Genomic DNA, 22018 nt, shown 5'->3' with positions numbered 1-22018 from the left:
AGGCGCGAGCCCGCAGAGCCGCGGTGCTCAACCTGCAGAGCCGCGGTGCTCAACCTGCAAACAAATAGGCAAGCCCCTGCAGGCAGCACAGGGCAAATAGTCCGGCGAGCACGTCGTCGGCCATGATACCCAAGCCGCCGTGCACCCTGGCATCCAGCACACGGATAGGCCAGGGTTTCAGAATGTCGAAGATGCGAAACAGGACGAAGCCTGCCACCAGCCAGACAATACCAGCGGGTGCCGCAATCATGGTGATAAGAAGACCCGCCACTTCATCCCAGACAATGGCGCCATGGTCATGCACGCCCATGTCTTTGGAGGCCCTGTCGCAGATGTAAATACCGGCAAACACCGCTATCAGGGTGGCAAGTAAGTACCAAATCAGCGGCAGAGGGCTTAACAGCAGATACAAAGGTATGGCGGCCAGGGTGCCAAAAGTGCCGGGGGCCTTTTTGGCCAAGCCACTGCCAAAGCCAAGGGCAAGAAAATGCCAGGGATTCTTTAATGACAGGCGCGACAGCGCCTCATCTTGACTGCGCCAACCCATCAGAAATGCTCAAAACCTTTGTTCATCGGTGTAAATGGCTCACCGTTGTGGGTCAGCTTGAGGTTGCTGCCCGCAGTGATTTGTCCGATGCGGAAAAACTTCACCCCGGCATTGGCCAGCGCAATTTCAAGTGCGCCGCGCTGCGCCTCTGGCACGGTAAAGAGCAGCTCATAGTCTTCGCCACCGGTGAGCGCATAGCCCAGCGCCTGCTCGAGCGGCACCGAGTCCTTCATCGCCTTTGATAACGGCAATTTTTCCACTTCAATGTAGGCACCCACGTTGGACGCCTTGAGCACATGACCAAGATCAGACATCAAGCCGTCAGACAGGTCGATGGCACTGGATGCCAGGCCACGCAAAGACTGGCCGGCAAGCACCCTGGGTGTTGGTCGGTAATGACGTTCAATCAGGTACTCACTGTACTCGGGGCGACTCTGCTGACGTCCTCTGAGGATATCCAAACCCAACGCCGAGTCACCAAGAGAACCTGTGACATAAATCCAGTCACCGCTGCGGGCACCATAGCGTGTCAGCGCCTTGCCTTCCGGCACCTGCCCATTAATGGTAACGGCAATGACCTTCACCGGGCTTTGGGTAGTATCGCCGCCAATCAGCGCGATGCCATAATATTCGGCGGCTTCAAACAGGCCTTCGCTGAAGGCAGCAAGCCAGCTTTCATCCACAGAGGGTAAACTGAGCCCCAGAGTAAACCAGGCCGGCTCGGCGCCCATGGCGGCCAGGTCTGACAGGTTCACGGCAAGGGCCTTGTAGCCCAGAGCCCAGGCAGGCATATCGTTGAAGAAATGCACCCCTTCAATCAGGGTGTCGCAGGAGATGGCAATCTGCTTGTGCTCAGCCGGTTGAACCAGGGCACAATCGTCGCCAATACCGTGTTTTACATCCCGACGCACCGGGCCACGGCCACAGAAATACTGATCGATAAGTTGGAATTCTTTCACTGTCACTCCGGCGTCGGCCTTTAAGTCGGCACGCCAGCCCATTGAAAAATGAACACCCGAAAATGAAAAACGGCACCCTCAGGCACCGTCTGTCATTTAGTTGCGTGCAACCAGCTTATCCAGAATACCGTTAACGAACTTGTGTCCGTCTTCGGCACCGAAGGATTTGGCCAGCTCGATGGCTTCGTTGATCACCACCTTGTAAGGCACGTCCTTGCGGAAAGTCAGCTCGTAGACAGCCAAGCGCAAAATGGCTTTTTCTACTGGCGACACTTCCTCGAGAGGACGGTCGAGCAGGGGGTTCAGCTTTTCATCCAGCTGTGCAGTTTTGGTTGCAGCGCCAGCAAACAATTCCCGGAAGTAAGCAACATCGACACCGTCCAGCTCTTGTTCGGTCAGGAACTCGTGCTCGACATCGGCAACGTTATTGCCGCTCAGTTGCCAGGAATAGATGGCTTGGACCGCCAGGCGACGGGCCTTACGGCGCTCTGAAGGCTTCATGATTTTTCCTACTAATTACAGCTCTTTATCAATAGCATTAAGTACATTGACCATTTCCAGCAGGCCCAGAGCAGCTTCACCGCCCTTGTTGCCGGCCTTGGTACCTGAGCGCTCAATGGCTTGCTCAATGGTATCTGTGGTCAATACACCGAAAGACACTGGAGTGTTGAATTCCAGAGAAACCTGGGCCAGTCCCTTGTTGCACTCACCGGCAACAAAGTCAAAGTGAGGAGTACCACCACGGATCACGGCGCCCAGCGCAATGATGCCGTCAAACTTGCCTGAGGCAGCAACTTTCTTGGCAGCGAGCGGCAATTCGAAGGCGCCCGGAACGCGCACTACAGTGATGTTGTCTTCGCTGACCTGACCAAAACGCTTGAGCGTATCGATGGCGCCTGACAGCAGGCTCTCAACCACAAAACTGTTGAAACGTGATACCACAATCGCCACCTTGGCAGATTTGGCTTCGATATGACCTTCTACTATGTGCATTCTCTCACCTGGTTTAACTTAAGGCACCCGGCTTGGTGCAATCCGCCCGGACGGACCGGGACAAAAAGTGGCGCTATCATACCACAGGCTTTTGCCCCAATCCCTATGCTATTTAACTGAAATCGTGAATTACTTACTCGCCCGCGACGTACTCGGTCACTTCCAGACCAAAGCCCGACAGTGAGTGGTACTTCTTGGGTGAACTCAGAAGGCGCATCTTGTGCACCCCGAGGGAGGCCAGAATCTGTGAGCCCACACCCACGCGTCGTGAGGTGCCCTGCCACTTGGCGGGCGCGGCGGCCTGACCCTGATCTTCCGCTTCAAAGGCTTTTACCTTGGCCAGAATGTCACTGTCGTGTTCGTGGTTACCGAGGATTACCAGCACACCACCTTCACTGCCGATACGGGCCATGGCCTTCTCGAGCGGCCAGGAGCGCTCCTGATCCCGCTCTGAGTGCAGGATATCGTTGAAGGTGTTGGTCAGGTGCACCCGCACCAGCAAGTTGTCATTCACGTCACCTTTGACCAGTGCATAGTGCAGCTGATTGTCGATGGTGTCGCGGAAGGTGTGCATCATAAACTCGCCGAAACGGGTTGGCAGTTTACAACTGGCTTCACGCACCACTGTGGTTTCTGTGTTGTTGCGATACTCAATCAAATCGGCGATGGTGCCAATCTTGATGCCGTGCTTCTCGGAGAATTTTTCCAGGTCCGGACGACGGGCCATGGTGCCGTCTTCATTGAGGATTTCCACAATAACGCCGGAAGGTTCAAGACCGGCCAAGCGCGCGAGGTCGCAGCCCGCTTCGGTGTGGCCGGCGCGGGTCAGCACGCCACCTTCCTGGGCCATCAAGGGGAAGATGTGGCCGGGCTGCACCAAATCAGCGGCCTTGGCATCTTTGGCCACGGCGGCCTGGATGGTCACGGCGCGGTCATGGGCGCTAATCCCTGTGGTCACGCCCTTGGCGGCCTCGATGGATACGGTAAAGTTGGTGGTGAACTGGGCGTTATTGTTACTGACCATCAGCGGCAAATTGAGCTGCTGGCAACGGGCACGGGTCATGGTCTGACAAATCAGGCCGCGGCCATAGGTGGCCATAAAGTTAATGGCTTCCGGGGTCACCAGTTCGGCGGCCATAATCAGGTCGCCTTCGTTTTCCCTGTCTTCATCGTCCATCAGAATAACCATTTTGCCCTGACGAATGTCTTCGATGATTTCTTCGATACTGTGTAGCGCCATTGTAAGACCTTTATTTTCTTTTAAGAGTGTTGTGAATTTTAGCGGCCTGCGAGCCAAAAAACAGGGCCGGACGCACAAAGCGGTGCTTTGACTGACCGGCGCATCAGCGCTCAGCGCATAAAACCGCTGCGGGCAAGCAAGTCCAGGGTTACACCGCCGGACGCGGTTTCTTCGCCGCGTTGCATCAAGCGCTCCAGGTAGCGGGCTATCTGGTCGACTTCGAGATTCACCTTATCGCCCACCGCCAAATCAATCAGGGTGGTTTCACCGGCTGTGTGGGGCACTATGGTGAGGCGAAAACGGCTGCCGTCCACCTCGTTTACGGTGAGGCTCACCCCATCGATGGTAATCGACCCCTTGTGGGCTATGTAGCGGGCAAGTTCGGCGGGGGCTTCGAGCCAAAACTCGATGGCTTTGCCCAGGTGGCTGCGACTGACGACAATCGCACGGCCATCCACGTGGCCGCTGACCAGGTGTCCACCAAGGCGGGTGGTTGGGGTAACCGCCTTTTCCAGGTTGACCGCCTGGCCGGGGCGATACTCGCCAAAACCGGTGAGCTTGACCGTTTCGGCTGAAACATCAGCCACATAACCATCGGCAAGGCATTCCACTACGGTCAGACACACGCCATTGGTGGCAATACTGTCGCCAAGGCGCACATCAGATAAATCCAGCTTGCCACTTGCTACCGTCAGGCGAATATCATCGCCCTTGCGATCGATTCGTCTTAAATGGCCTACGGCTTCAATGATCCCGGTAAACATAAATCCTCTTTAGGCTCGATGCAGCGGCTGCTGACGCTCAGGCCACAGTGAAGGTAAAGCGCCAATCCTGGCCCAGTTTGCGCTCATCAATAAGCTTAAGACCCGGCAACTCGGCCATGGTCTGATAATCAGGCAGCTGCAGCATATCGCGGCCATGGCTGCCAAGGAGCTTGGGTGCCTGATACAGCACCAGCTCATCACAAAGTCCTGCGGCGATAAAAGCGCCGGCGAGGGTACCGCCGGCTTCCACAAGCACCCGGTTGCAGTTTTCACCGAGGTGTTTAAGCAGCGCGGCAAGGTCAATACGGCCATCACCACCCGGCAGGGTCAAACAGGTGACAAAGTCCGGCAGTGAATGCAAAAAATGGGCATCGTAGGGCTCAGCGGATACCAGTAAAATCGGACCGGCAATACCAAAGAGTTTGGCATCGGCGCTCATGCGCCGCTGGCTGTCGAGCACTACCCGGATAGGTTGGATAAGCTCGGCTTCCGTCAGGCTTGCCGCCAGACTGCCAAGCTCACCATGGCGCACATTGAGGCTGGGGTCATCCAGCAGTACGGTATCAATGCCAGTAATCAGAGCGCAGGACATGGCGCGCAGCCTTTGCACGTCACGGCGCGCCTCGGGCCCGGTGATCCATTTGGACTCACCGCTGGAGAGCGCGGTTTTACCATCAAGGCTTGCCGCCACTTTTACGCTAACGAACGGGCAAGCGCGCTCCATTCGCGACAAAAAGCCCGGGTTCAGTGCCCGCGCTTCGGCTTCCATCAAGCCGTGGGCCACCTCGATACCGGCGTCCTGGAGCAGCTTAAGCCCCCTGCCCGCCACCTGCGGATTCGGGTCGGTCATGGCGACAACAACACGTCTTAAACCATTATCAATCAGCGCCTTGGCACAGGGCGGAGTGCGGCCATAATGGCTGCACGGCTCGAGGGTGACATAGGCTGTGGCGCCTTGGGCGCGGTCTCCGGCTTGTCTCAGTGCATGCACTTCGGCGTGGGGGCCACCGGCGCGGACATGCCAGCCTTCACCTACGATATCACCGGCGTCATTCACTATCACGCAGCCCACATTGGGATTGGGGCGGGTGGTGTACTGGCCACGTTTGGCCAGCATGATGGCGCGGGCCATCATGGCATGGTCATGTGGAGAAAACTGGCTGGTGACGGATGTGCTCATGGATGATTGCCGCGCTGCTGTCTTTTCTGAAACCCTGATTGTTGCTGATGTGCTTATTTCTGCAGTCTGGCGATGGCTTCACCAAACTCAGATACGTCTTCAAAGGCGCGGTAAACTGAGGCAAAGCGGATATAGGCCACTTTATCCAGCTCAATCAGGCTATCCATCATCAGGTTGCCAATCATCTCTGAGGGGATTTCCCGCTCGCCGGTGGCGCGCAGGGTCGACTTAATCTTGTTCATCGCCTGGTCAATCTGATCGATGGACACGGGGCGTTTTTCCACGGCTTTGAGCATGCCGCTGCGCAGCTTTTCATCATCGAATGGCTGACGGGTACCATCACGCTTAATCACCCTTGGCATCACCAGTTCAGCACCTTCAAAGGTGGTAAAACGCTCGTGGCATTCAGTGCACTCCCGCCGACGCCTGACCTGATGCCCTTCTCCCACCAGACGGGAGTCGATCACCTTGGTGTCGGTTGCGTTGCAAAATGGACAGTGCATGGGGCCTCCTGGCGTGCTGATTGAAGGGCAAAATGGAACCGCAATACAAATAAAAATGGCCGCTATTGCAGCGGCCATGAGTGTATCCTATTCAGGTTAAAAGGTTAACCGTAAACAGGGAAACGAGCACACAGTTCCAGTACCTGACCTTTCACGCGTGCAATCACGCTCTCATCTTTGGCATTGTCCAGTACATCACAGATCCAGTGAGTCAGCTCACGGGCTTCGGTTTCTTTGAAACCACGGCGGGTGATGGCTGGGGTACCGATACGGATACCGGAGGTGATGAAAGGAGAACGAGGATCGTTCGGCACTGAGTTTTTGTTCACTGTGATGTTGGCAGCGCCCAGAGCAGCGTCGGCTTCTTTACCTGTCAGGTCACGGCCAATAAGGTCAACCAGCATCAGGTGGTTGTCGGTACCGCCGGATACTATCTTATAACCGCGCTCGAGGAACACTTCCACCATGGCTTTGGCGTTGGTCACAACCTGCTGCTGGTACACCTTGAATTCAGGCTCCAGCGCTTCTTTGAAGGCTACCGCTTTACCGGCGATAACGTGCATCAATGGGCCGCCCTGACCACCTGGGAATACCGCTGAATTCAGCTTCTTGTACAGGTCTTCGTCATTGGCAGCAGACAGGATGATACCGCCACGTGGACCGGCCAGGGTCTTGTGAGTGGTAGAAGTCACAACGTGAGCGTGTGGAACCGGGTTTGGATACACACCGGCGGCCACGAGACCAGCCACGTGGGCCATGTCCACAAACAGGTAAGCGCCAATCTTGTCGGCGATTTCGCGCATGCGGGCCCAGTCAACGATGCCAGAGTAGGCAGAGAAACCGCCAATCATCATCTTTGGCTTGTGCTCAACGGCCAGACGCTCCATTTCGTCGTAGTCAATCTTGCCGGACTCATCAATGCCGTAAGGAATGATGTTGTACAGTTTGCCAGAGAAGTTTACCGGTGAGCCGTGGGTCAGGTGACCACCGTGGGCCAGGTTCATGCCCAGTACAGTGTCGCCTGGCTGCAGCAGGGTCATGTACACGGCGCTGTTGGCCTGTGAGCCGGAGTGTGGCTGGACGTTGGCGAAAGTGGCACCGAAGAGTTCTTTGGCGCGCTCGATGGCCAGGGTTTCCACGATGTCGACATACTCACAACCACCATAGTAACGCTTGCCAGGGTAACCTTCGGCGTACTTGTTGGTCAGCTGTGAACCCTGAGCCTGCATCACGCGGGGAGAGGTGTAGTTCTCAGAGGCAATCAGCTCGATATGCTCTTCCTGGCGAAGGGTTTCGTCTTCAATCGCCTTGAACAGCTCGGGATCATAGTCGGCAATATTCATGGTCTTCTTCAGCATTGGTCACTCCAGCTGGCAAATCTTATAGGTAGGGTTGCGCGGTATTCTACTCTGCAATTGATCACAATCCCAGCCGCAATATGATGAAAATCCCTCTCTGTGCCGATGACTGTGTTTCATCATCAAAACAACCCGTAACGGGATGGGATTTCACATCGCCATCTGGAGAATAGTGCCCCGACTTGGTAAACTTCGGCCAATTTTCAGCGCTTAATTCTATTTGTAAATCGCAGAGAGACGACATGGCTCAGTTTGTTTACAGCATGCTGCGGGTTGGCAAAATCGTGCCGCCCAAGAAGCAAATCCTTAAAGACATCTCCCTAAGCTTCTTCCCCGGCGCCAAGATTGGTGTTCTGGGTCTGAACGGCTCGGGTAAATCCACATTGCTGCGCATCATGGCCGGTATCGACACCGAAATCGAAGGTGAAGCCCGCCCCATGCCCGGTCTTAAGATTGGCTACCTGCCCCAGGAGCCACAGCTTGACCCGAACCAGACAGTGCGTGAAGCCATCGAAGAAGCCGTTGGCGAAGCCAAGCGCGCCCTGACCCGCCTCGATGAAGTGTACGCTGCCTATGCCGAGCCGGACGCCGACTTCGACGCCCTGGCCAAAGAGCAAGGTGAACTGGAAGCCATCATTCAGGCTCAGGATGCCCATAACCTGGACAACATCCTCGAACGCGCCGCCAACGCCCTGCGTCTGCCGGAGTGGGATGCCAAGATTGAAGTGCTGTCGGGTGGTGAGCGCCGCCGTGTGGCCATCTGCCGCCTGCTGCTCGAAAAGCCCGAGATGCTGCTGCTGGACGAACCCACCAACCACCTGGACGCCGAGTCTGTGGCCTGGCTTGAGCACTTCCTGCAGGAATACTCAGGCACAGTCGTGGCCATTACCCACGACCGTTACTTCCTTGATAACGCCGCCGGCTGGATTCTGGAACTCGACCGCGGCGAAGGTATCCCATGGCAGGGCAACTACTCCAGCTGGCTGGAGCAGAAAGATGCCCGTCTGAAGCAGGAAGCCGCCACCGAGAGCGCCCGTCAAAAGACTATCTCCAAGGAACTTGAGTGGGTGCGTCAGGGGGCCAAGGGCCGTCAGTCCAAGGGCAAGGCGCGTATGAACCGCTTCGAGGAGCTGAACAGCTCCGATTACCAGCGCCGCAACGAGACCAACGAGCTGTTTATTCCGCCCGGACCACGTCTCGGTGACAAGGTGATTGAGGTGCGTAACCTCACCAAGAGCTACGGCGATCGCATCCTTATCGACAACCTGTCGTTCAGTGTACCCAAGGGCGCCATTGTGGGCATTATCGGTGCCAACGGTGCCGGTAAATCGACCCTGTTCCGCATGCTGAGCGGCGCCGAGCAGCCAGACAGCGGCGAGATTGACATCGGTGAAACCGTGAAAATCGCCTCGGTTGAGCAGTTCCGTGATTCCATGAACAACAAGGCCACCATTTGGGAAGAAATTTCCGGCGGTCAGGACATCATGCGCATCAACAACATGGAAATCCCAAGCCGTGCCTACGTGGGCCGCTTTAACTTCCGTGGTGCGGATCAGCAAAAAATCATCGGTACCCTCTCCGGTGGTGAGCGCAACCGTGTGCACCTGGCCAAGCTGCTGCAAGCCGGCGGCAACGTGCTGCTGCTCGACGAACCTACCAACGATCTGGACGTGGAAACCCTGCGTGCCCTCGAAGAAGCCCTGCTGGAATTCCCCGGCTGCGCCATGGTGATTTCCCACGACCGTTGGTTCCTCGACCGTATCTGTACCCACATCCTCGACTACCGTGATGAGGGTCAGGTGAACTTCTACGAAGGTAACTACACCGAGTACTCTACCTGGCTGAAGAACACCTACGGCACCGATGTGGTTGAGCCGCATCGCCTCAAGTACAAGCGCATGACCAAATAAGTCCGGCATAAGCGCATGGCTTGAATCATCAAGGAGACCTTCGGGTCTCCTTTTTTATTTATTCATATTTATCATTAAGTTGCCAAAATTCTGGCCTTGTCGTTTTTAGCTCGTTTCTTTCTCTATTCGCTCCGATGGCTCCATTTTCGGAGTTATACTGCGGCCCATTGGCAGCAAAGGTGATGCTATTGGGGCATCGCTTGAATCCATTCCCGAGGTATCGAGTGAAGTCTGTACTGACCCGGTTTTTCTCCCACCAGAGCAGGAGCTCTCAGCGTGCCCACAGCTTTGGTGCAGGCTTAAGTAGCAGTGGCGCTGGCTCGATTAGTGCCGCCTTGATGGCCGTAACAATGTTGGTGCTGCCGATTGCATCTCAGGCGATGGCAAAAATGCCAGACCTTAGGCAGGCAGAAGTGGGCTCTGATGCCGACACAGACTTTCATGATGGCCCGTACGTCATCAATGATGCACACCAAAAGCAGGCCCATTGGATTTGTCACCGCCGACTGATAACGACAGAGGCTGGCACCAGGCTGCAGCGCCCCGAGCATTGCGGCGCCCTGCCCCAGCCCACTCTGTTTGGCCCCTATGCAATCGATGAGGATCAAGTCAACGGCGTAAAAACCCTGGTTGCCCTCAGTGATGTCCATGGCCAGTATCAGGTGCTGATAAACCTGCTTCGCGCCCACAGGGTCATCGATGAAAACAACCGCTGGGCGCTGGGGGATGGCCATCTGGTGATGACAGGAGACATGTTTGACCGGGGGCCTGAGGTCAACGAGGTGCTCTGGTTGATGTACGAGCTCGACCGGGCCGCACGCGCCGCCGGTGGCATGGTGCACCTCTTGATGGGTAACCACGAGCAAATGGTGCTGCAGGGCGACCTGCGCTACGTCAACGATCGCTACCGTGTCAGCAGCGCCCTTATCGGTCGCCCCTACGACGCCCTCTACGACAGGGATACCGAAATCGGCCAGTGGCTCAGAAGTAAAAACACCCTGGTAAAAATAAACGATATGCTGTTTATGCACGGCGGCATCAGCCCCGAGTGGCTGGAGCGTGGTCTTTCCATCGGCCAGGCCAACGACCTGTACCGCAAACATATCGACGATGAAAAATCCGCTCTCAAGACAGACCCGTTGCTGAACTTCTTGTTTTATAAGGGCGGGCCTACCTGGTATCGGGGTTACTTCAAGTCGGAGCTGGATGAATCGCAAATCGATGCCCTGCTTAAACACTTTGGTGTCAACCACATAGTGGTCGGCCATACCTCACAAACCAGGGTGCTGGGTCTTTATGACAACCGCATCATCGCCATCGATTCTTCCATCAAACTGGGTAACGCCGGGGAATTGCTCTGGGTGGAGGGGGAAACACTGCTTCGGGGCAAGTACGATGGCAGCAAATCACCGCTTATCAGTGACTAATCCAACTATTCCAATCTGTTTCTCAGACGCAGCCAGAGGCAGGAGAAACGCGGCGTACTATACTCAAAAACAACGCCGCCTTTCCCGCCGCTGGAACCCGCTTTATGTCGCCGAAGCGCTTAACCTTGCTGATATTTCTGCTACTGCCGCTCTGGGTTACAGCGCAGGAGCCCAAAACCCTGACACTGGTGGCTACCGACCTTCCCCCTTTTTATGCTGAGTCACTGGACCATTTCGGACCCGTAGCGGTTCTGGTGCAAGAGGCGCTGCAGCGCCGGGGCTATCAGGTAGAGCTTAAGTTCTATCCCTTTATTCGCGCCACAGCCCTCATTAAAGCCGGCAAAGCCGACGCCATTATCGGACTCTGGTATAGGGCCGAACGGGAAAGCTGGGCCTATTATTCGCGGCCTCTGCAGGGAACGGAAATTGCCTTTTTGGCCAGGAAGCAGGACCAGATTGGGTATCATAAGTTGTCAGAACTCCAGGGCAAACGGATTGGAATAAGCCGGGGCTATGCCAACCCGGCGGCCATTGCCAGCAGCAAATTACATACAGAAGAGGCCGACTCGGATGAAACGAATCTGCGCAAGCTGCTGATAGGCAGGGTGGATTTAATCGTAATAAGCCGCAATGTAGCTCAGTATCTTATCGCCCACGGCCCGGCGGAATATCAGGGGCAATTTGAGTTTGTGGGTGAACCTCTGGCAAAGGAGGTATTTCATCTTGGGGTGTCGAAAACGCGGGAGGGAAACCTTCAACTCCTTGACGATTTCAATCAGGCAATTGTGGGTATGGAAGAAGACGGCAGCATGAAGGCCATCCTCTCCCCTTTGAGTACAACGCTAAACTAAGCCAGGCGCAGCAATCCGCCTGGGCAACCAACACCAAAGTGCTGAAGCCCCCGTGCTTAGCGTGCCATTGCCTCATCCAGTGTCCGGGCCTTCTGCGCCGCAAAATCACGGTCCTGGGGCACACACTCGTGAACTTCACCGGCGTAAACCCGGATACCTTTGGCTCTCATGGCAGAGTTGGCCAACCGCTGCCCCACAAGCTCAGCCATGTTGCGCGCGGTATCGGCCGCGTACCAACTGAAGTCGTATACCCCATCACCCACGTTGGTGCTGATAAAGCACTTGAACGACTCGCGTTCGGCGTGCTCCGGAGCTTCTGTCGCGGCCGATGCCGTGGAAGATAAACTCAACGCCAATAAAAAGGCGACAACAGGGATGTCAGTTTGCATAGTAATAAATCTTCCTGGTATTCATGCCACCGCCGATGCATTTCTCGTCCCCCGGCGGACAGCCATCACAGTGTTCGTTGTTATCTTCACAGCGGGTTTTCACCATCAATTCAGGCGCCTTGCCTATACCAATCAAGTACATGGCTTTGCTGCTTGGCACCACAAGCTGCGGCGTATCAGGCACACTTTCGCCCATTTCCAGATAGGTTTGATTGTAAGATCGGGTCCCCTTATGCAAATCAAAGCCATAGAGATAGCCCTTACCAGGGATGAGGCATTGATTGGTACCCGGCGCACCGGCACTTCCGGGCACGTAGGAGGTAAAGAACACCCTTCCCCTGATAATGGAGCCCGCCGACAGGCTCTTTTCACCTTTTCGGGTGAAGTTGTAATACCAGCCACGCAGCTTTCCAAAACGCACTTCTTCCTCTTTGGTGGTTGGAGGTGCGCTGGTGACATCATATAGATCCGCCAGGGTCAGAGCCGATGGAGGCAGCCTGTCCTTGTTGCTGCCATCGAAGGACCTTATTCCAATATTGCGGTCCTGCAGGGTGAAAAACATGTCTTCCCGCTGGTCATCCTGAGGGGCCGGGCGAATACCGCTGCCCACCACCACAGCATCATAGGGAATGGTTTGGACAGTGGTGACTGTGGTGCTGCGGCCTTTCTCGTGGCTGGTGAATTCCAGGGTATTGTTCAGTGCGGTTTGGGCCACCACAGGTGCGGCAAAAAATCGCCTGTCGGAGCCTGTCGTCATGCCACCAAGGGAGGCGAACTTAAAGGCTGACCAACGCCTGTTGGCATCTTTTGGGGTGGCCCCAGGCATATCCATCCGCCACACATTACCGCCGGTATCTGTGGCGTAGATACGGTCTGTGAGACCATCGTTATTGGCATCGAGTACGGCCACTTCGTTGGGGATACTGTCTTTGATGCTCGGCATCACCGTCATGTTACCGGCGTTATTGGGGCCAAAGCTGTGCACCAGGGCGCCCGTGGCTGCATCAACAATAAACACTGCCGTACCCAAATTATCCGGCGTGCCCACGCCTGGGATATCTTTATTTGACGGGCTGTAGCCACCACCAAAAATCAGTACAGGGCTAGATTCCCTGCCTGGGATAAAAGTCACCACAGGTTTGGACCAGCTTTGGCCGAGCAAATCCATCCCCGGGCTGTTGCCATCAATGCGCCACATAAAACGTGGCGTGTCTGGGTTGGTGATATCCAGGGCGTAGTAGGCATCGCCACCACGGCGAAGCCCGAAAAACAGCCAGGCTTTTTGAATGCCGGAAGCGCCGCTTTTCACCCAGGCGACGGGTGAGCCATCAATGCCGTACACAGAGTGGCGCCCCGACGGCAGATTTTCCCGCAGTGCGGCCTGCTTTGGCAGCATTTCCCACGGCAGATAGGCCCAGGATTCAGACACACTTGCACCTTCATCCTTAAACATGTGCAGCACACCTTGGTTGGTGCCCACTATCACCCGAATGTCCGGTGAACCCTCGCTGCCGAAGTTAATGGCAAGGGGTTTGGAGTGCAGGGGGTCGCCCATGATATCGGCGCGCATCTCAGTGAGATTGCCGTTGTCATTGTCGTCATCCACATCCACACCACGGGCCCAGTCAATCAGGTTCGCCACCTCAGCCTCATCAACCCCGAGTAAGGTGGCAAGGGCTGCATTTCCACCGGCCTTGGTGCTGGCGGCACTCAATGTCAGTGGTTTAAGCCCGCCGACATCCGACAACAGATTGCGGTCCTTGGCCTGCATTCGCTGCAGCATACCGGCAGCGCCGCCACGGCGCACATCGTTGCCATCACCGGCACTGCAATCAGCGCTGCTGCTCCAATGGGAACAGGCGGTCTTGGCGATGTTGCCATCAGAGTCAATGACCTTGGCTTTGTTGGCATCTATGATGTCGCCACCGTCAGTGACCTTGAATTTTTTCAGGTTTCCGCTCCAACGGGGACCGCGGTTTGGCAAAAACATCGAGTAGTAGACAGAATCGAAGGTCTGGATACGGTTGAAGTTGTTGCTGGCAACGGCCGGGGCCGTAAAGCTGGCATTCTTCTCCAGGATGTTTTTAAACACCTGCATCAACGACTTTTGCAAGTCATCCACATTGGTAGCGTCATAATACTTGCCACCACCCTTCTCCGCGGTATGACGCAACAGGCCAGCCGCGGAAGCGGCTCCCTGACTGAAACCAATGGTGTAAGTAGACACACTCTGCTTCCCCGTCATATTAGGGTTAACATCATTGGTGTTCATCCATGAGGAAAGCGAGCTTAAGTAACTGGATGGTGAATCTGTGTACGCATCGACGCCACCTGTCAGCCCCAGTACCAGATCGTTGGCATTGGTATCTCGGGTGGGCTCGCCATCGGTGACATACACAACGTATGCGCGATTTTGGCAATCTTTAAAAGGCGATTTGTAGTTTTTGCCTTCGATGGCATCCTTGTCGCGATAGGGTTTAAGGGTGGAGTCATCATCACCAAACCAGACTTCACCGCCGGAAAAATAGCGATACGCCTCATAGAGGGTTTCGCACAGCGGCGTCCAGGTCGTCCCGTCAAGCAAATCGACAGCCTCAATCAAATCCTTTTTATAGCTGGCGGTGGCAGGTTTAATACGGGCGATAATACGTCCGCCATCATCATATCCTTCGTAAACGTTACTGTTAAAGATAGCCAAACCAAAATCCACACCGGGTGTGGTTAACAGCACGTTGGTTATTGCTTCTTTGGCAATGTCGATACGGGTACGATTGACCTGCTTTTTCTTACTGTGATACCAGGTGAGGTAGGTCTTGGTGTACAGAGTAACGACTCTACCGGTACCAAACCCGGTATTTTTCGCCTTGGACATCGCCAGCTCTTTGGTCGCCTCTTTGCTGCCACTGGAGACCCGATAAAAGGGTGAAGGGCTGCCCCGACGCCCCTCACCGTCTACCGGAAGACCATCTTTGGCCACGCTGCCGTTGTCGTAGTTTTTATCCTGAATGTCTTCAAAACACTCGACCATGCGAATGCTGGCGCCATCGCTGCGGGGAAATTCCTCCCAGCTGCCGGTTTGACCGCTGTAAACGTAGTGGCGCATAAAACCCGTGAAAACGCCCTGTTCTTTCAGGAATTCAAAAGAGCTGGCACAAGCGTTTCGCTTGTAGGTAAAGAAGCGCTTTTCCGCAGGATTACCCGGGTTCGGCGGGGTTTCTGCTGCATCAAGACTGTAATAAATCTGCTCACCGTCTGATAAATCTCCGCTTGTATTGGTAAACGACGGATTCACACCATATACGGTGGTGTCCATGCTGCCGGAGTTATCAAAGATGACGAGCACCTGGGGCCGTTCATCGGAGCGATTTGAGGACTCATAAACGTACAAAGACGTGTCATCGGCAGACAGGGGCGCCGACGAGAGGCAAGCCATCACACTGATAAGACCCGTCATTATCTGTCGGGCCGATGGCCGGAGTCGCGCGCAAGCCCTGAGGCCCGCCGCCAAGGTTGATGGTGGAAGTTCGTTACTCATAGTCAATCCAGGATAAAATTATCAAGCCACCCCTGACTGCACAGAGGTCTGATGTCAGCATTCAAACGGGAGGCTGTAATTATTTTTGAAAGACTGTACCAACCCGCGATGTGGCCTTACTATTTTTGACCACAAATGCAATACCTAACAGAGTGTCCTACATAAGTTTTATCAGGTAAAATTTTTAATATTGAAATTTATTAAATGAATACAAAACAAAAACTTAAACAAATTAAAAAATACTTTTATCGAACAACATCCAAAATACAATCCAAACCAACTAAAACGCACTTTTCAGTACGATAGACGGCAAAATCTTCATGACCATCCTGTCTGTTGCTTTACCATCACATAACGTACAATAGCCCGCAAAACAGGGAGTTCCATCAGAGGGAAGCGAATGAACCGGCCGTGTCTAAGTTCAGTCATTTTTGTCGTCTTTTTGCTGTTATCCACCATAGCCAGTAGCAACGAAACCAGCATCAGACTCGCCGCAGAAGATAGCTGGCCTCCTTTTGCCGATGCCGCCGGGGAAGGGTTATCTCACCGCCTGATAGCCAAAGCGTTTGCCCTCGAAGGTATCGATGTTGACACCCTGGTGGTACCGTACAATCGGGGCTTGATCCTGACCGAACAAGGCAAGGTGAATGCGGTGTTTAACGTGGCGATGCAACAGAACACCCGCGAGCGCTTTCTGTTCGGTGAAGAGCCCCTGTTTGTTGCCACAGCATCTTTCTATCAGCTAAGCCGCAAAGCGCCCGTGGCCGCAGACAAATGGTCGCTGCCCGAAGACACCCGTGTGGGCATAGTCAGGGGCTATGAATATGGCGATGAGTTCGATAGCCTGCCCAACATGGTGCTGAAAATCGTCGATAATCAATATCAGCTGATTAATCTGCTGCTGACCGACAAGGTCGATGCCGTAGTAATGTATGACAGAGTCGCAGCCCAGTTTCTCGATACCATGGGGGTTAACAGCGAGGTTCGTGCCGTGATTGCCAATCACAGCAGCGAGCTGTTCGTGGCATTTGATAAAAATAATCCGAACTCCCCGGCTCTGGCTGGCGCACTGGACAAGGGCCTAAAACAACTTAAGGCCAGCGGCGAATACCACAGCCTGATTGCCGGTGTCACATCCGCCCCGCAGGGTTTAAGAAAAACTGCCGGCGGGGTAAACTGAGCCGGATTTTCATACTGCGAGTCCTTCATGTCACAACCAGATTTCAGCCACGCCAAATGTCACAGTTATCCGGTGCAGATTTTTTACGAAGACACCGACTTCTCCGGCGTAGTCTATCATGCCAATTTCATCAAATACTTTGAGCGGGCCCGAGAACAGGTCATAGGCGCAAATGAACTTCGCCGACTGTGGCTCGAGCAGGGATTGGGGTTTGCCGTGTATCGCTGCGACATGGTGTGCAACGAAGGCGTGGAATTCGCCGACATCGTTGAGGTCAGAAGCCGGGTATTGATAGAAAGTAAGTACCGCACCCTGTGGCAACAGGAAATCTGGCGCGAAGGAAGTGCCCGCCCGGCTGTCAGCGGCTATATCGAAATGGTGTGCCTGAATCAGCAGCGCCAGCTCACGCCCATGCCGGCAAAGCTGATGACTGACTTACTGGAAGCTTAATCAGGCGCGTCTGGCGATGCCCAGACGCCGCAGATCCATTTCCAACTCCAACGCCCGCATCGGTCTGGCGAAATACTGCCCCTGAATATTATCGGCCCCCATGGCGGCCAACATCTTGCGCAGGGCGTCCGACTCCACGCCTTCGACAGTGACCTCAAAACCAAGGCGCTTGGCCAGCTGGATACTGGTGGTCATGATATTGCGGGCGCGTTCCTGTTCCATGATCCCATCGAGGAACGCCCGGTCGATTTTCACCTCATCGGCAGGCAAATCTTTGAGGTAGGCCAATGATGAGTGACCTGTGCCAAAGTCATCGATAGCAACTTTTACGCCCATGCCCCTCAGCTTGACGATATTGTCTGTGGCGCGGGCCAAATTGGACATCAGGGTACTTTCAGTGATTTCCAGCGCCAGCACCTCGCCGGGCAGATGGTAACGGGCCAGAGCCGCCTCCACCATCGATGGCAGATTGCCTTCCTGCATATCCTCCACCGACAGATTCACCGCCACCCGAATATGTATGCCTTCGGCGCGCCAGCGCACCTGCTGCATCAGCACTTGCTCCAGCGCCCAGGCACTAACCAAATCTATCATTCCCGCATATTCCGCCAGCGGAATAAACTCTGCGGGAGAAATCAGTCCCAGCTCTGGGTGCTCCCAACGGATAAGCGCCTCAACCTGCTCACAGCCGCCATGGTGCAGCGATTCTTTGGGCTGGTATACCAGATACAGTTGATTGTGCGCCAACGCCTTGGGCAAGTTATTGATGATAAATAGTTCACGGCGCTGACTGATATCATCATCCTGTTGATAAGCCGCCAACATATCTTTGTCGCTGCGGGCGCGTTTCAGTGCCAAATCGGCGCGCCTGAGCATTTGGCTGACATCGGCATGGTGCTCAGCCAGTTGTACATACCCCATTTGTAGTCTGACCGAGACGGGGGTGTCCTGAATGCTGAAAGGCTGCTGCAACAGTTGCTTGATTTCAAGCAGCCCCTTGGCATCCAGGCAGGTATCGAAGTAGAGCAAAAATTCATCACCATTCATGCGCGCCATCTGACGGGGCTTTTTCGGCATCAAACGTAAACGGTCGGCGAATAATTGCAGCAGGGTATCGCCAAAGGCGAAACCGAAGAGGTCATTAACGTAGCGGAAACGATAGAGATCGATTAATACCAGGGTGCCCGATGTGAGCGGCATGGCGTGGGTAATGGCCCGTTTGAAACCAACCCGATTGGGCAAGCCGGTAAGCTTGTCCTTGGTGGTGTGCAAAGGGGTATGCAGCAATACATGCTGAATGGCCTGAACCAGGGCTGAAAAAGACTCGGGGATATCGGTCAGCATCAGAGGCTGGCGCTGCTCTCCTTTACTGAGCAACTCCTGGGTAAGACTATGAAGAAACAGCTCTGAACGGCGTGACTGACGATACCAAAGCCAAACCAGCAAGCAGAGGCAGGCAGCCAGGAAGGCAATCAGATAAACCATGGGGTAGACCTTAACACTGAGCCTCCTTAGCGCGAGAAAAGAACGGGTCCTGTTCCATGGCAGGGTTGCCCCTGCCCCGGACCTTGATTACTCGTAACTTTCCTTGATGGAGTGATAGCTGTCAAGAAACGCGTCGCTGCCCAAATCTTCCGGACTTACCGGCAAGCCACGTTTAACGAACACATCCAGACGCTGTTCAAGCTCATTGCCCGCCCTGAGTTCACCCGTGTAGAAGGCTGCCGCACGGATAAAGTCGAGATAACTGACATGATCGCCCAGATAAGGCAAGTCCGCCCAGCGTTCGACCACTTCCATCACTTCAGGCGCAAAGTCCCAACTTTTAAGCACAGCACGGCCGATGGGGCCCTGCATCTTGCGCACCAGTGAGCGCAGGTGCTCTATGGTGGTAAACATCTCAGGATGGGCTTCCGCCTCGGTCAGCACCGGCAGGGCACCAATATTGTGCACCAACCCGGCCAGCGTCAGGGTATCGTAATTCAGACCACTGCCCGGATGCTTTTTGTTGTAAATCTGCAGCAGCGAACAGGCAGCAGCAGTTACATCGATGGAGGTGCGCCACACTTCATCCATCACTTCCCACACCATTTCATTGGTGGAGATAAACAATTGCTCCATGGCAACGGAAGTGGCAATGGCTTTGATTTGAGTCAGACCGATGCGGGTAACGGCTGAATTGATGTTTTCTGCCGGTACACCACGGCTGTAAAGGGCGCTGTTGGCCACTTTAATGATACGGGCAGATATGGCAGCATCCTGGCCAATAATTTCTGCAACCTGTTTAAGACTGGAATCGGGCCTTCCCACCACTTCCTGAACTCTCATGGCGACTTCAGGCAGGGTTGGCAAAATCAGGGCATCGTCCTTCAGCTTTTTCAGCAATCCGACCAAAAGCTGGTGCTCGTTCGACATCTTGGCTCCCATCAAAAGGTTATTCTATTTATTGGTGCAGTATACCAGCCCAAACTAACAGGCGAAGTGCAAAATAACATCATACGACGACAAACCCGCAACATTTTAGTCTAACCCACCCGGAATATCCGACCTATGCACTCAGATTTGCACTGAGGGGCTATGATTGAGTAAAATGCCGCCCCCGCGAGTCGCGTCCACTTTTATACTTTCTTCGGGAATGAATATGTTTAAACCTGAGCTTCTGTCGCCGGCAGGCACACTGAAAAACATGCGCTACGCCTTTGCCTATGGCGCAGATGCCGTGTATGCGGGTCAGCCCAGATACAGTCTGCGCGTACGCAACAACGACTTTAAACTGGAAAACCTGAAGACAGGTATCGAAGAAGCCCACAGCCTTGGCAAAAAACTGTACGTGGTGAGCAACATTGCTCCCCACAATGCCAAGCTGAAAACTTACCTGGATGACATGGCGCCCGTGGTTGCCATGAAGCCGGACGCCCTGATTATGTCAGACCCGGGTCTGATCATGATGGTGCGCGAAGCCTTCCCTGATCAGGTAGTGCACCTGTCGGTACAGGCCAACGCCATCAACTGGGCCTCGGTTAAGTTCTGGCAGTCTGTTGGCATCAAGCGGGTGATTCTGTCCCGCGAATTGTCGCTGGATGAAATCGAAGAAATCCGTCAGCGCTGCCCGGACATCGAGCTCGAAGTGTTCGTACACGGCGCCCTGTGCATGGCCTACTCTGGCCGCTGCCTGCTGTCTGGCTATATCAACAAGCGTGACCCCAACCAGGGCACCTGCACCAACGCCTGCCGCTGGAAGTATGACGCCCACGAAGCCACCGAGAACGAAGCCGGTGACGTGGTTGCCATCCACACCCCGGAGAGCGCCGTACAGCTGGAAACTCCAACCCTGGGCAATGGTCCTGCCACCGACAAAATTTTCCTGCTGCAGGAAGAAAACCGTCCCGGCGAATACATGCCTGCGTTTGAAGATGAGCACGGCACCTACATCATGAACTCCAAAGATCTGCGTGCCATCCAGCACGTGGAGCGCCTGGCCAAAATCGGCGTGGATTCATTGAAAATTGAAGGCCGTACCAAGTCCTTCTATTACGTGGCCCGTACCGCTCAGTTGTACCGTCAGGCCATTGAAGATGCCGTGGCCGGTCGTGGTTTCGACCCACACCTGATGACCCGCCTCGAAGGTCTGGCCCACCGAGGTTACACCGAAGGCTTCCTGCGCCGTCACGTACACGACGAGTACCAGAACTACGACTATGGCTACTCCATCAGCGACAGCCAGCAGTTTGTGGGTGAATTTACCGGTAAGCGCAACGAAGCGGGCCTCGCCGAAATCGATGTGAAAAACAAATTCATCGTGGGTGACAGCGTTGAGCTGATGACACCCCAGGGCAACATCAACCTGACCGTAGACACTCTCTACAACCGTAAGGGCGAGGCTGTTGAGGCCGGCCTGGGTTCAGGCCACATGGTGTACCTGCCGGTGCCGGCCGAAGTGGATGTGAATATGGGCGTACTGCTGCGCAATCTGCCAAACGGCAACAACACCCGTAACCCACACGGCGAAGCAGAAGTGATCCCCACCAAGGTGGAATAATCCCCGCCATGCAATAAAAAAGGCTGCGAAACTCGCAGCCTTTTTTATTGCATCAATCTCAATGGATAGATGAACTGGCAGCTCCCACAACCACCCCGGCGCTTTCATGGGAGCAGTAAAATGCGGCGTGCTGTAGCTGCCAATAGAGCAGCTAGAGTTCAAAGCGCTGTTTCAGCGACTGCAACAGGGTTGCCGACCCACAAAGGCGCCATTCGAGCCAGTTGTCCCACTCCAGTTTCAGGGTATCACCGGCTCTTACCAGCTCGTAGCTGTCATAATCGATGCCTTTATCAAAGGCAAAGGGGCTGTATTGGGCCTTTACCCGCCACCCCTCGGCCTTGAGGCTTTCAATGACCTGGTTTCCCTTATCTGTCGCTACCCATTCGAGCATCATGGCATTTCTCCTTTGCCTGCCAGCAAATCTGCTGCATCCAGAACACGTTCAGACTCACCCGGTTTGACTGCGTCCCCTTTCACTGGGCCTCAGGTAATAACCTTGGTCAGTACCTGTATAAAAAAGTAGCACAGCTCCATGACACTTTGTATGCAACTTTCGCCGATACAGTGACTTGAATGGTTTCACAATGGAGGAGACAGGCCTGAGCAAATCAGAACGACAAACCGGCCCATCTGATTCAGTATCCCATGATACCGGGTTAGGTTTTGCCACGCCCCCATGGTAGAATCGCGCCT

20 protein-coding genes are annotated in these 22018 nt (G+C 54.7%); 6 read left to right on the top strand and 14 right to left on the bottom strand.

The genetic code is table 11. The features are described from left to right. Positions 1 to 49: 49 nt before the first annotated feature. The 9 genes from K0H63_RS05530 to glyA form a co-directional block, all read right to left on the bottom strand. Complete coding sequence (locus tag K0H63_RS05530) at positions 50 to 547, bottom strand: phosphatidylglycerophosphatase A family protein (protein WP_220067075.1); 498 nt, start codon at positions 545 to 547, stop codon at positions 50 to 52. Continuing rightward, complete coding sequence (gene thiL / locus K0H63_RS05525) at positions 547 to 1506, bottom strand: thiamine-phosphate kinase (RefSeq protein WP_220067074.1); 960 nt, start codon at positions 1504 to 1506, stop codon at positions 547 to 549. The genes K0H63_RS05530 and thiL overlap by 1 nt, the downstream gene beginning before the upstream one ends. Positions 1507 to 1602: 96 nt before the next feature. After that, positions 1603 to 2007 (bottom strand): transcription antitermination factor NusB, encoded by a 405-nt coding sequence (gene nusB / locus K0H63_RS05520; protein ID WP_220067073.1) that lies wholly within the window; start codon positions 2005 to 2007, stop codon positions 1603 to 1605. A gap of 15 nt (positions 2008 to 2022) precedes the next feature. After that, complete coding sequence (gene ribH, locus K0H63_RS05515; RefSeq protein ID WP_011759135.1) at positions 2023 to 2499, bottom strand: 6,7-dimethyl-8-ribityllumazine synthase; 477 nt, start codon at positions 2497 to 2499, stop codon at positions 2023 to 2025. Positions 2500 to 2632: 133 nt separating this feature from the next. Continuing rightward, positions 2633 to 3739, bottom strand: a complete 1107-nt coding sequence (gene ribBA, locus K0H63_RS05510) for a bifunctional 3,4-dihydroxy-2-butanone-4-phosphate synthase/GTP cyclohydrolase II (RefSeq protein ID WP_220067072.1) — start codon at positions 3737 to 3739, stop codon at positions 2633 to 2635. 110 nt (positions 3740 to 3849) lie between these two features. Next, the gene (locus tag K0H63_RS05505; RefSeq protein ID WP_220067071.1) at positions 3850 to 4503 is read right to left on the bottom strand and encodes a riboflavin synthase; all 654 of its coding nucleotides are present in this window, start codon (positions 4501 to 4503) and stop codon (positions 3850 to 3852) included. A gap of 37 nt (positions 4504 to 4540) precedes the next feature. Then, on the bottom strand, positions 4541 to 5683 hold the full coding sequence (gene ribD / locus K0H63_RS05500; RefSeq protein ID WP_220067070.1) for a bifunctional diaminohydroxyphosphoribosylaminopyrimidine deaminase/5-amino-6-(5-phosphoribosylamino)uracil reductase RibD: 1143 nt from the start codon (positions 5681 to 5683) through the stop codon (positions 4541 to 4543). A 53-nt stretch (positions 5684 to 5736) separates the two neighbouring features. Beyond that, positions 5737 to 6186, bottom strand: a complete 450-nt coding sequence (nrdR, locus tag K0H63_RS05495; RefSeq protein ID WP_126166148.1) for a transcriptional regulator NrdR — start codon at positions 6184 to 6186, stop codon at positions 5737 to 5739. 104 nt (positions 6187 to 6290) lie between these two features. Then, positions 6291 to 7544 carry a serine hydroxymethyltransferase gene (gene glyA / locus K0H63_RS05490; RefSeq protein WP_220067069.1) on the bottom strand — a complete coding sequence of 418 codons (1254 nt, stop codon included), beginning with the start codon at positions 7542 to 7544 and terminating at the stop codon, positions 6291 to 6293. Between the two features lie 242 nt (positions 7545 to 7786). Between glyA and ettA the strand changes: the two genes are divergently transcribed. The 3 genes from ettA to K0H63_RS05475 all read left to right on the top strand — a co-directional run bounded on the left by ettA (position 7787) and on the right by K0H63_RS05475 (position 11732). Further along, the gene (ettA, locus tag K0H63_RS05485; protein WP_220067068.1) at positions 7787 to 9454 is read left to right on the top strand and encodes an energy-dependent translational throttle protein EttA; all 1668 of its coding nucleotides are present in this window, start codon (positions 7787 to 7789) and stop codon (positions 9452 to 9454) included. A gap of 389 nt (positions 9455 to 9843) precedes the next feature. Beyond that, positions 9844 to 10881 (top strand): metallophosphoesterase, encoded by a 1038-nt coding sequence (locus K0H63_RS05480; protein WP_220067823.1) that lies wholly within the window; start codon positions 9844 to 9846, stop codon positions 10879 to 10881. Positions 10882 to 10985: 104 nt separating this feature from the next. Beyond that, the gene (locus K0H63_RS05475; RefSeq protein WP_220067067.1) at positions 10986 to 11732 is read left to right on the top strand and encodes a substrate-binding periplasmic protein; all 747 of its coding nucleotides are present in this window, start codon (positions 10986 to 10988) and stop codon (positions 11730 to 11732) included. A 56-nt stretch (positions 11733 to 11788) separates the two neighbouring features. Here the strand turns inward: K0H63_RS05475 and K0H63_RS05470 are convergent, their stop codons facing one another. Continuing rightward, positions 11789 to 12121 (bottom strand): TapY2 family type IVa secretion system protein, encoded by a 333-nt coding sequence (locus tag K0H63_RS05470; RefSeq protein WP_220067066.1) that lies wholly within the window; start codon positions 12119 to 12121, stop codon positions 11789 to 11791. Next, entirely contained in the window at positions 12111 to 15656 is a 3546-nt protein-coding gene (locus tag K0H63_RS05465; protein WP_258405660.1) for a pilus assembly protein, read from the bottom strand. Before K0H63_RS05465 ends, K0H63_RS05470 begins: the two co-directional genes overlap by 11 nt. 400 nt (positions 15657 to 16056) lie before the next feature. Here K0H63_RS05465 and K0H63_RS05460 point away from each other — a divergent pair, with 400 nt between their 5' ends. After that, on the top strand, positions 16057 to 16836 hold the full coding sequence (locus tag K0H63_RS05460) for a substrate-binding periplasmic protein (protein ID WP_220067065.1): 780 nt from the start codon (positions 16057 to 16059) through the stop codon (positions 16834 to 16836). 27 nt (positions 16837 to 16863) lie between these two features. Next, the gene (locus K0H63_RS05455) at positions 16864 to 17286 is read left to right on the top strand and encodes a thioesterase family protein (RefSeq protein WP_220067064.1); all 423 of its coding nucleotides are present in this window, start codon (positions 16864 to 16866) and stop codon (positions 17284 to 17286) included. Here the strand turns inward: K0H63_RS05455 and K0H63_RS05450 are convergent, their stop codons facing one another. Beyond that, positions 17287 to 18771 carry a putative bifunctional diguanylate cyclase/phosphodiesterase gene (locus tag K0H63_RS05450; protein WP_220067063.1) on the bottom strand — a complete coding sequence of 495 codons (1485 nt, stop codon included), beginning with the start codon at positions 18769 to 18771 and terminating at the stop codon, positions 17287 to 17289. It abuts the gene before it with no gap. 87 nt (positions 18772 to 18858) lie between these two features. Further along, complete coding sequence (locus tag K0H63_RS05445) at positions 18859 to 19701, bottom strand: HDOD domain-containing protein (RefSeq protein ID WP_220067062.1); 843 nt, start codon at positions 19699 to 19701, stop codon at positions 18859 to 18861. Between the two features lie 226 nt (positions 19702 to 19927). Here K0H63_RS05445 and trhP point away from each other — a divergent pair, with 226 nt between their 5' ends. Further along, entirely contained in the window at positions 19928 to 21325 is a 1398-nt protein-coding gene (gene trhP, locus K0H63_RS05440; protein ID WP_220067061.1) for a prephenate-dependent tRNA uridine(34) hydroxylase TrhP, read from the top strand. A 151-nt stretch (positions 21326 to 21476) separates the two neighbouring features. On the opposite strand, the gene K0H63_RS05435 is transcribed toward trhP, so the two are convergent. Beyond that, entirely contained in the window at positions 21477 to 21719 is a 243-nt protein-coding gene (locus tag K0H63_RS05435; RefSeq protein WP_011759119.1) for a hypothetical protein, read from the bottom strand. Positions 21720 to 22018 lie beyond the last annotated feature (299 nt).

The organism is Shewanella zhangzhouensis (assembly GCF_019457615.1).
Classification (GTDB): Bacteria; Pseudomonadota; Gammaproteobacteria; order Enterobacterales; family Shewanellaceae; genus Shewanella; species Shewanella zhangzhouensis.
Note: the sequence above shows the minus strand (reverse complement) of the source record. Positions and strands in the feature narration are given on the sequence as shown.

Coding starts and splice junctions, on each gene's coding strand:
- K0H63_RS05530 (WP_220067075.1), bottom strand. CDS start 547: ATGGGTTGGCGCAGTCAAGATGAGGCGCTGTCGCGCCTGTCATTAAAG.
- nusB (WP_220067073.1), bottom strand. CDS start 2,007: ATGAAGCCTTCAGAGCGCCGTAAGGCCCGTCGCCTGGCGGTCCAAGCC.
- ribH (WP_011759135.1), bottom strand. CDS start 2,499: ATGCACATAGTAGAAGGTCATATCGAAGCCAAATCTGCCAAGGTGGCG.
- ribBA (WP_220067072.1), bottom strand. CDS start 3,739: ATGGCGCTACACAGTATCGAAGAAATCATCGAAGACATTCGTCAGGGC.
- K0H63_RS05505 (WP_220067071.1), bottom strand. CDS start 4,503: ATGTTTACCGGGATCATTGAAGCCGTAGGCCATTTAAGACGAATCGAT.
- ribD (WP_220067070.1), bottom strand. CDS start 5,683: ATGAGCACATCCGTCACCAGCCAGTTTTCTCCACATGACCATGCCATG.
- nrdR (WP_126166148.1), bottom strand. CDS start 6,186: ATGCACTGTCCATTTTGCAACGCAACCGACACCAAGGTGATCGACTCC.
- glyA (WP_220067069.1), bottom strand. CDS start 7,544: ATGCTGAAGAAGACCATGAATATTGCCGACTATGATCCCGAGCTGTTC.
- ettA (WP_220067068.1), top strand. CDS start 7,787: ATGGCTCAGTTTGTTTACAGCATGCTGCGGGTTGGCAAAATCGTGCCG.
- K0H63_RS05480 (WP_220067823.1), top strand. CDS start 9,844: ATGCCAGACCTTAGGCAGGCAGAAGTGGGCTCTGATGCCGACACAGAC.
- K0H63_RS05475 (WP_220067067.1), top strand. CDS start 10,986: ATGTCGCCGAAGCGCTTAACCTTGCTGATATTTCTGCTACTGCCGCTC.
- K0H63_RS05470 (WP_220067066.1), bottom strand. CDS start 12,121: ATGCAAACTGACATCCCTGTTGTCGCCTTTTTATTGGCGTTGAGTTTA.
- K0H63_RS05465 (WP_258405660.1), bottom strand. CDS start 15,656: ATGAGTAACGAACTTCCACCATCAACCTTGGCGGCGGGCCTCAGGGCT.
- K0H63_RS05460 (WP_220067065.1), top strand. CDS start 16,057: ATGAACCGGCCGTGTCTAAGTTCAGTCATTTTTGTCGTCTTTTTGCTG.
- K0H63_RS05455 (WP_220067064.1), top strand. CDS start 16,864: ATGTCACAACCAGATTTCAGCCACGCCAAATGTCACAGTTATCCGGTG.
- K0H63_RS05450 (WP_220067063.1), bottom strand. CDS start 18,771: ATGGTTTATCTGATTGCCTTCCTGGCTGCCTGCCTCTGCTTGCTGGTT.
- K0H63_RS05445 (WP_220067062.1), bottom strand. CDS start 19,701: ATGTCGAACGAGCACCAGCTTTTGGTCGGATTGCTGAAAAAGCTGAAG.
- trhP (WP_220067061.1), top strand. CDS start 19,928: ATGTTTAAACCTGAGCTTCTGTCGCCGGCAGGCACACTGAAAAACATG.
- K0H63_RS05435 (WP_011759119.1), bottom strand. CDS start 21,719: ATGATGCTCGAATGGGTAGCGACAGATAAGGGAAACCAGGTCATTGAA.